General features: G+C 63.5%; 4 protein-coding genes. 1 reads left to right on the top strand and 3 read right to left on the bottom strand.

Going from position 1 to position 7,166, the window contains the following annotated elements:
* Positions 1-87: 87 nt before the first annotated feature.
* The 3 genes from EOB36_RS10690 to EOB36_RS10700 all read right to left on the bottom strand — a co-directional run bounded on the left by EOB36_RS10690 (position 88) and on the right by EOB36_RS10700 (position 5,498).
* Positions 88-3,219, bottom strand: a complete 3,132-nt coding sequence (locus EOB36_RS10690; RefSeq protein WP_128284820.1) for an efflux RND transporter permease subunit — start codon at positions 3,217-3,219, stop codon at positions 88-90.
* Positions 3,219-4,373 carry an efflux RND transporter periplasmic adaptor subunit gene (locus tag EOB36_RS10695; protein WP_128284821.1) on the bottom strand — a complete coding sequence of 385 codons (1,155 nt, stop codon included), beginning with the start codon at positions 4,371-4,373 and terminating at the stop codon, positions 3,219-3,221. Before EOB36_RS10695 ends, EOB36_RS10690 begins: the two co-directional genes overlap by 1 nt.
* Before the next feature lie 195 nt (positions 4,374-4,568).
* On the bottom strand, positions 4,569-5,498 hold the full coding sequence (locus EOB36_RS10700) for a LysR family transcriptional regulator (RefSeq protein WP_127206192.1): 930 nt from the start codon (positions 5,496-5,498) through the stop codon (positions 4,569-4,571).
* Positions 5,499-5,631: 133 nt separating this feature from the next.
* Between EOB36_RS10700 and EOB36_RS10705 the strand changes: the two genes are divergently transcribed.
* On the top strand, positions 5,632-6,411 hold the full coding sequence (locus EOB36_RS10705; protein WP_127206191.1) for an alpha/beta hydrolase: 780 nt from the start codon (positions 5,632-5,634) through the stop codon (positions 6,409-6,411).
* Positions 6,412-7,166: the final 755 nt, after the last annotated feature.

Below are 7,166 nucleotides of genomic sequence, written 5' to 3' on the forward strand. Positions count from 1 at the left end.
GCTGACGAAGCCCAACGGCACGGTGTTCATCGGGATGCAGCTGCCGAATGATTGCGAAACGCCCGCTGAAGGCGGCCTGACCTGAACCTACTCCGCCGGCTCGACATTGGTGTAGGCGGCTTCCTCGAGCTCGCGCTTCAGCCGTGATGCCTCTTCCACCTTGGGTGTGACGAAGCGACCGAGCAGGAGATAGGCGACCGGGGTCAGGAACAGCGTCGAGACGGTGGCCAGGCCCAACCCGCCGACGATCACCCAGCCGAGCGCGATGCGCGCCTCGGCGCCGGCGCCGCTCGCCAGCACCAACGGCACGCCGCCGAGCACGGTGCAGATCATCGTCATCATCACCGGCCGCAGCCGGATGGTGGAGGCCTGCTCGATCGCCTCGCGCACGCCAAGCCCGCGGTCGCGCAACTGATTGGCGAACTCGACGATCAGGATGCCGTTCTTGGCCATGACGCCGACCAGCAGCACCAGGCCGATCTGGCTGTAGGCGTTGAGGCTGGTGCCGCTGAGCAAAAGGGCAAAGATCGCGCAGGCGAGGCCGAGCGGCACTGTCGCCATGATGATGACCGCGCTGACGAAGCTCTCGAACTGGGCGGCGAGCACCAAAAGGATGATGACCAGCGAGAAACCGAAGATGGTGATCATGGCACTGTTGGTTTCGCCCAGCGTCGCCGCCTCGGCCAAGGGGACGATGCGGCTGCCCGGCGGCAGGAGCGGCGTGGCGATTGCCTCGGCGCGGGTGAGCGCCTGGCCGAGCGCGAAATCGCCGCTGAGGTTGGAGGTGATCGCCACCGACGGCTGTTGCTGCTCGCGGGTCAGCGAGGGTGGCACGGCGCGCTCGGTCAGCGTGGCAATGGTCGACATCGGCACGAAGCGGCCGTCGGCCGTCTTCAGGAAGATATTCTCCAGGTCGGTTGGATCGTTGATCGGGTTGGTCGTCGAGACGAGCTTCACCCCGTAGCTGCGGTCGGCGATATAGACGTCGACGACATCATTGCCGTCGAGCATGGCCTGGAAAGTGTCGGCAAGCCCGGTGATGTCGATGCCGAGGTCCGAAGCGCGCTCGCGGTCGATGGCCACGGAAAGCTGGGGTTGCGTCGGGTCGACGGAGAGCCGGGGCGACTGGAAGCGGGGATCCTTCTGCATCTCGGCGATGATCTTCACCGCAGCGTCGCCGAGCGCCGCGCGATTGTTGCCGACCAGCGCGAACTGCAGGCCATTGCCGGCGCCGCGAATGCCGAGGCTGTTGGGCTGCATCGGAAAGACGCGCACGCTCGGCACCTGCCGAGTGAGCCGGCTAATGTCGGCCATGATCTGCTGCTGGCTGCGCGTGCGCTCGTCCCACGGCGCCAGCGTCATCACCATGAAGCCGGCATTGTAGGCGCCGTTTCGGCCGGCGCTCTCGAACGTGTTGCGGATTTCGCCGGAATCGCGCAGCGGCTGGATCAGTTTCTCGATCTTCTCCATCTGCTGCGTCGTGTAGTCGAGGCTGACCCCTTGCGGCGCGTCGACGCGCATGAGCACGACGGCACGGTCCTCGGTCGGCGTCAGTTCCTGGCGGATCGTGCCAAACAGCGTGAAGGCGGTGGCTGCAAACAGCAGCGCGACCAGAAGCACGATCCACGGCGCGTCGAGGCAGATGCGCAGGCAGCGCCGGTAGAGCATGTTCAGCGCGCCGCCGATGCGGGCGCCGATGCCGCTGCCGCCTTCGTGGTGAAGCGGCGCGGCCGACAGCATGCGTGAGGCAAGCATCGGACAAAGCGTCAGCGCCACGACGGCGGACAGAAGCACCGATATGGCGAGAACGAAGCCGAATTCGCGGAACAGGCCGCCGGTCTGCCCGGGCAGGAAGGAGATCGGCACGAAGACGGCGACCAGCGTCAGCGTCGTGGCGATGACGGCGAAGAACACTTCCTGGGCGCCGAGCACGGCAGCGGCGCGTGGTCCCATGCCTTGGTTGCGTCGTCGCACGATGTTTTCCAGAACGACGATGGCGTCGTCGACGACCAGGCCCGTCGCCAGCACCAGGGCGAGCAACGTCAATATGTTGACCGAGAAGCCGGCGAGATAGATAGCGGCGATCGTCCCGATCATGGCGACCGGCATAGCAAGCCCCGGAATGAGCGTCGCGCGCCAGTCGAGGAGAAACACGTAGATGACGATCAGCACGATGGAGACGGACAGGCCGAGGGCGATCTCGACCTCATGCACCGCGCCGTTGACGAAGACCGCATCGTCGCTGGTGACCTTGATCGACATGCCCTGAGGCAGGTCTGCCTGCAGTTTGTCGACGGCGGCCCTGACGCCAGTCGAAATATCCAGCGTGTTCGATTCCGCCTGGCGGATAATGCCGAGACCGATGCCAGTCTTGCCGTTTGAACGCAATGTGGTCTGGCCGATGTCGGGGCCAAGCGTGACGGTGGCGACGTCGCGGATGCGGGTCGTGCCGCCGATGATGATGTTCTCGAACTCCTCCGGCGTGGTCACGTCCGCCGTCGTGCGCACGATGAGGTCCTGGTTGGTCGTGGTGATCGAGCCGGCCGGCGAATCGAAAGCGACCGAGGCCAGCGCTGCCCTCAGGTCGGCGACGGTGAAGCCCAGGCTGGCGAGTTTGTTCTGGTCGACATCGATGCGAAAGATCTTGTCGCGGTCGCCATAGACCTGGACGTCGGCGACGCCGGGCACGGCGGCAAGCTCGTCCTCGATCTGGTCTTGGACCAGCACTGTCATGTCCTGCACCGACATGGTGTCGGAGGTGACCGCCAGCCGCATCACCGGCTCGGAATTGGCATCGGCCTTGACGATGCGCGGCGCATCCGCCGTGTCCGGCATCTGGTCGGCGACGCGGCCGACGCCATCGCGCACATCGGAGGCGGCGACGTCGAGGTCGACGCCGTCGTTGAATTCGATGGTGACGCGGCTCGTGCCGAAGGACGAGGTGGACGAGATCGACTTCACACCGGAGACGCGGGCGACCGCGCCCTCAATCACGTCGGTCAATTCGCGGTCGACGGTCTCGGCCGCCGCGCCTTCAAAGGTCGTGTTAACGGTGACGACGGCGCGATCGACATCCGGCAGCTCGCGGATTTCGACGCCGTAGAAGGCGGCAAGGCCGGCGACCGCGATCAGCGTGTTCAAGACGAAGGCCATCACCGGCCGGCGGATGAATAGCGCGGTAAAGCCTGTGTCGCTGGCGGCGTTGTTGGAAGCGGTCATCAGCCGTCGGCGTCCGCGGCGCGCTGTTCTTCGCCGGCGATGGCGACCTCGCCGCCTTCGCTGACGCTCTGGGTGCCTTCGGTCACCACCATGTCGCCGCTGACGATCGGGGCGTCGATCAGCACGGTCTCGGTGTTGCGCTGGATGATACGCACGGCCACCCGCTTGGCCTTGCCGTCCGCGACCGCCCAGACATAGGCACCGTCCGAACCCCACTGGATCGCCAGCGGACTGACCGCCGGATAGCTGTCGCCGGGAAATTTCATGGTGATCCGGAAAGACATGCCGGCACGCAGCGTATCGGCTGGATTGGCGATCTTTGCCTTGACCAGAAGAGTACGGCTGGCTTCGTCGATATGGTTGTCGATGGCGGAAACCGTGCCGGTATAGGCCTTGTTGGGGTTGGCGATCGGCGTCGCCGACAATTGTGCGCCGACCTTGACGGCGGCGGCGAAGCGCTCCGGCACCCAGAATTCGACCAGTATGCTGGAGCGGTCGTCGAGGGTGGCGACCGCCGACTGGCTGGTCACATAGTTGCCGGCTGATATCGGCAGGATGCCGACGACGCCGGCGATCGGCGCGACAATCGAGCGGCGCTGCAAGGCCAGTTCCGCATCGCGAAGCGCCAGCTTGGCATTGGCCAGCACCACTTCGGCATCGGCAACGGCGACCGCCGTCGCGGCGTTGGATGCGCGCAGCGATTTGACCCGGACGAGCTTGGCCTGCGCATCCTGCAAAGCAACTTTGGCGCGGTCCTGTGCGATCACCTCGGTGTCGGAATCGAGGGTGGCAATGACCTGCCCCTTTTCGACATGGGCGCCGGACTCGACCACGAATTCAACGAGGCGGCCGGAACTGTAGGGATTGACCGTCACCGAGGCGTTGGCGCGGCCAGTGCCGATTGCCTGCAGGCGATCGTTGATGACGGCCGCGGCCGCCGGCAACGCGACGATGGTCACCCTCTGGCCGGCGGCGTTGCCGCTGCCTGCTTGCCCGGCCTTATCGACGGCGCCCGTTGGTGGCGTTGCGGCATAAGCCCAGTCGATGCCCCAGCGCGCCAGCACATCCGGCGCGCCTGGAAAAAAGCGAACCCAGGCGGCCGCGGCCGCGACGAGGATCACAAGTGCAAAAACGATCTGTTTCCAGGTGGCCATCGGCGCTCCGGTTGGCAAATATACCGTCTACGGTTCCCAAGGTGAAGTAGACGCGACGGCACACTCCGACACGCAGGATGACTCGTCGATATCAAAGCTTTATGGCAATTCTCCCACTCGCTTGCACATTAAATCGGTGTAACGTTGATAAGGGCTACGCTTGGGTCAAATTGGATCGGCCGGCTGCCGCCGGCTTCAGATGTGGCTCCCTTTGCTATCAATCTTCTTCAAGTCGAGCCGCGGAATGAGAAAGTCCAAGAATGCTTTAACCTTGGGGGGCTGAACGCCGCCTCCTGGCCGGATCGCATAGAGGGTCGGTTCTGGCCCTGCCCACTCGGTCAGGACACGAACCAGTCTTCCAGCGGCAACGTCCGACTTGACGCGCACATGGTTGGTCATGAACAGACCAACTCCCTCCAGCAGGAACCCGTGAAGAGCCTCTGGATCGCTGGCGACGGCCACTGCTCGTACTTTGAACCGGGACCGCTCGCCGCCGCTCGATAGTGGCCATTCTACTGCCGGACGATTGAAATAAAACTCTGTCAACAGACAGGCATGCTCCGCCAGCTCCGACGGATGCTGCGGCGTTCCTGCACGTTCCCGGTAGGTCGGGGCTCCATAGATGCCCATCGGCAACGCGCCGAGCCGCCGAGCCGCGAGCATGGAATCGGGCAGGGTGCCTTCCTGGAGCCGGAAAGCGACATCGATGTCCTTGGTGACAAGGTCGACGACCTCGTGCCCAAGAAGCAATTGCGGGAGCACCTCTGGATAGAAGCGGCGAAACTCGGTGAGCAGCGGCGCGAGGACGCGAGTTGCCAGCCAGTACGGGGCTGTAATCCGAAGCCACCCGCGCGGATGTTGCTGCAACTCCGCCACTGCGTTCTCCGCATCCTCCAGATTCTTCACCACTCGCTCGCAGTGCTGGAAATAAACCGCTCCCGCTTCAGTCAACTTCAGGCTGCGCGTTGTCCGATTCAGCAGTTGTGTCCGCAGTCTGGATTCCAGCTCCTGCACCTTCCGGCTGACCCGTGTCTTCGGCACCTTGAGCACGCGCGCCGCCGCAGTGAAGCTCCCTTCCTGCACCACCTTTACGAAAGCGACCGTATCGCTGAAGTCGCGCAGCATATGGGGCCTCCAGCAAATTCGGATTGTCTCTCATTTTGAGACATTGATGTCCGAATCCGCTCGATAAACAAGCGACATCCTTGGGGGTAGATCATGATTGTCCTATCAACAGCAAACCCAACTGGAGACTACCATGATCAAATCCCTAGCGATCGCCGTCGGTGCGCTGACGCTTTCGGCAACTGCTGCCGGTGCGCAGAGCGTGCCGCTCCGCAACATCGTTCTCGTCCATGGCGCCTTTGCCGACGGAGCTGGATGGCGGGGCGTCTATGACCAACTGACAAGCCGTGGCTATAAAGTCTCGATCGTCCAGAACCCGCTCACGTCGTTCGAAGACGATGTCGCCGCAACGCGTCGCGTGCTCGCCCGGCAGGATGGGCCAGCCATTCTCGTTGGCCATTCCTACGGTGGCACGGTAATTACAGAAGCCGGCAACGCTGCCAATGTTGCGGGCCTCGTCTATGTCGCCGCCTTCGCGCCAGAGGTCGGTCAATCCACGCTGGACCAATATGCCGAGGTTCCTCCGCCGCCGAACTTTCAGCCTGACGTGCAGCCCGATGGCTTCGCGTTCTTGAAAACTGAGACGTTTAAGGACGGCTTTGCTGGGGACACCAACAATTCCGACGCCGCATTCCTGCGCGACTCCCAGGTGCCGATCGCTATGAGGGCGCTTGAGGCCAAGGTGACGACGGCGGCATGGAAGACCAAGCCGAGCTGGTACGTTGTCGCGACTGAGGACGGCGCTATTGCGCCCGAATTGCTTCGGAGCACCGCCGATCGTATTGGGGCGGTCACGACCGAGGTCAAAGGCAGCCATGTGGTGTTCCTTACCCAGCCAGAGGCTGTAGCCGACGTGATCGAACAGGCTGCCAAGGGTGTGGTGCTGGGCGATGCCGCGGTGGCACCGAACTGACATCGCCCAACCGTAGCTCTGAGCCACGGCCAAGAGCGCAAGCGGAAAACGCGCAAGATGCTAGTGCATCCCCGGGGGCGTCATCGACGCTCCCGGCATATGACAGGAAGGTCGGATTAGGACCCGGTCGAGTCGTCGCTTTGGTGCTCTTTGAGACGCGGCAGCGCTAGAGCGGCGGAGTTTCAAACCGACTCGTACCGCTGCTCTATTGTGAGCATCGGACTTCTCAAAGCCGGTGCTCACCCCCGGGCCCGAGGGCAGGCTTCTGGTGCGAGCCGCTGAACTCAGTCCGATCCCGCCTGCCGGTCGTCGAGCGAGATGTCTGGAGGACTTGTTTGAGGGCCTCAGGCTATCGCGCTGCGACGCTCGCTCGGCGGTCCCGTTCTTCGCTGATGGAACTATCAGCCGGGCCGAATGGTTCCAGCCGTTTGGCCGCGCCGCCATGCAAATCCGCCGGAACCGTCGGGCTCCAGTCCCCGTTTGCCATAAATACCGCGTTGCAGACCGGACATGGCCGCGTGATCCTTGAATTTTCCTGTTTTGTTCCTATATAGAAGGACAGGATCGGAGACGGTTCCGCGGTATGGCCCTTGGCCTTGCGCGGCTAACAGTTCTCCGCAAAAAAGATTTGAAATGGTTGTTGACAGTTTGGACGGGCGCCGACTATATACGCCTCACCAACGAGGGCGGCGCGCCGCTGGCGACGAAGAAGTTCGCTTCTAGATCTGCCCTCTGCGAAATTCAAGAGAGCCGCG

Source organism: Mesorhizobium sp. M6A.T.Cr.TU.017.01.1.1 (genome assembly GCF_004023115.1).
GTDB lineage: Bacteria > Pseudomonadota > Alphaproteobacteria > Rhizobiales > Rhizobiaceae > Mesorhizobium > Mesorhizobium mediterraneum.

Excerpts from the sequence above, each read along its gene's own strand:
- EOB36_RS10690 (WP_128284820.1), bottom strand. The coding sequence starts at position 3,219 with ATGACCGCTTCCAACAACGCCGCCAGCGACACAGGCTTTACCGCGCTA.
- EOB36_RS10705 (WP_127206191.1), top strand. The coding sequence starts at position 5,632 with ATGATCAAATCCCTAGCGATCGCCGTCGGTGCGCTGACGCTTTCGGCA.
- EOB36_RS10700 (WP_127206192.1), bottom strand. The coding sequence starts at position 5,498 with ATGCTGCGCGACTTCAGCGATACGGTCGCTTTCGTAAAGGTGGTGCAG.
- EOB36_RS10695 (WP_128284821.1), bottom strand. The coding sequence starts at position 4,373 with ATGGCCACCTGGAAACAGATCGTTTTTGCACTTGTGATCCTCGTCGCG.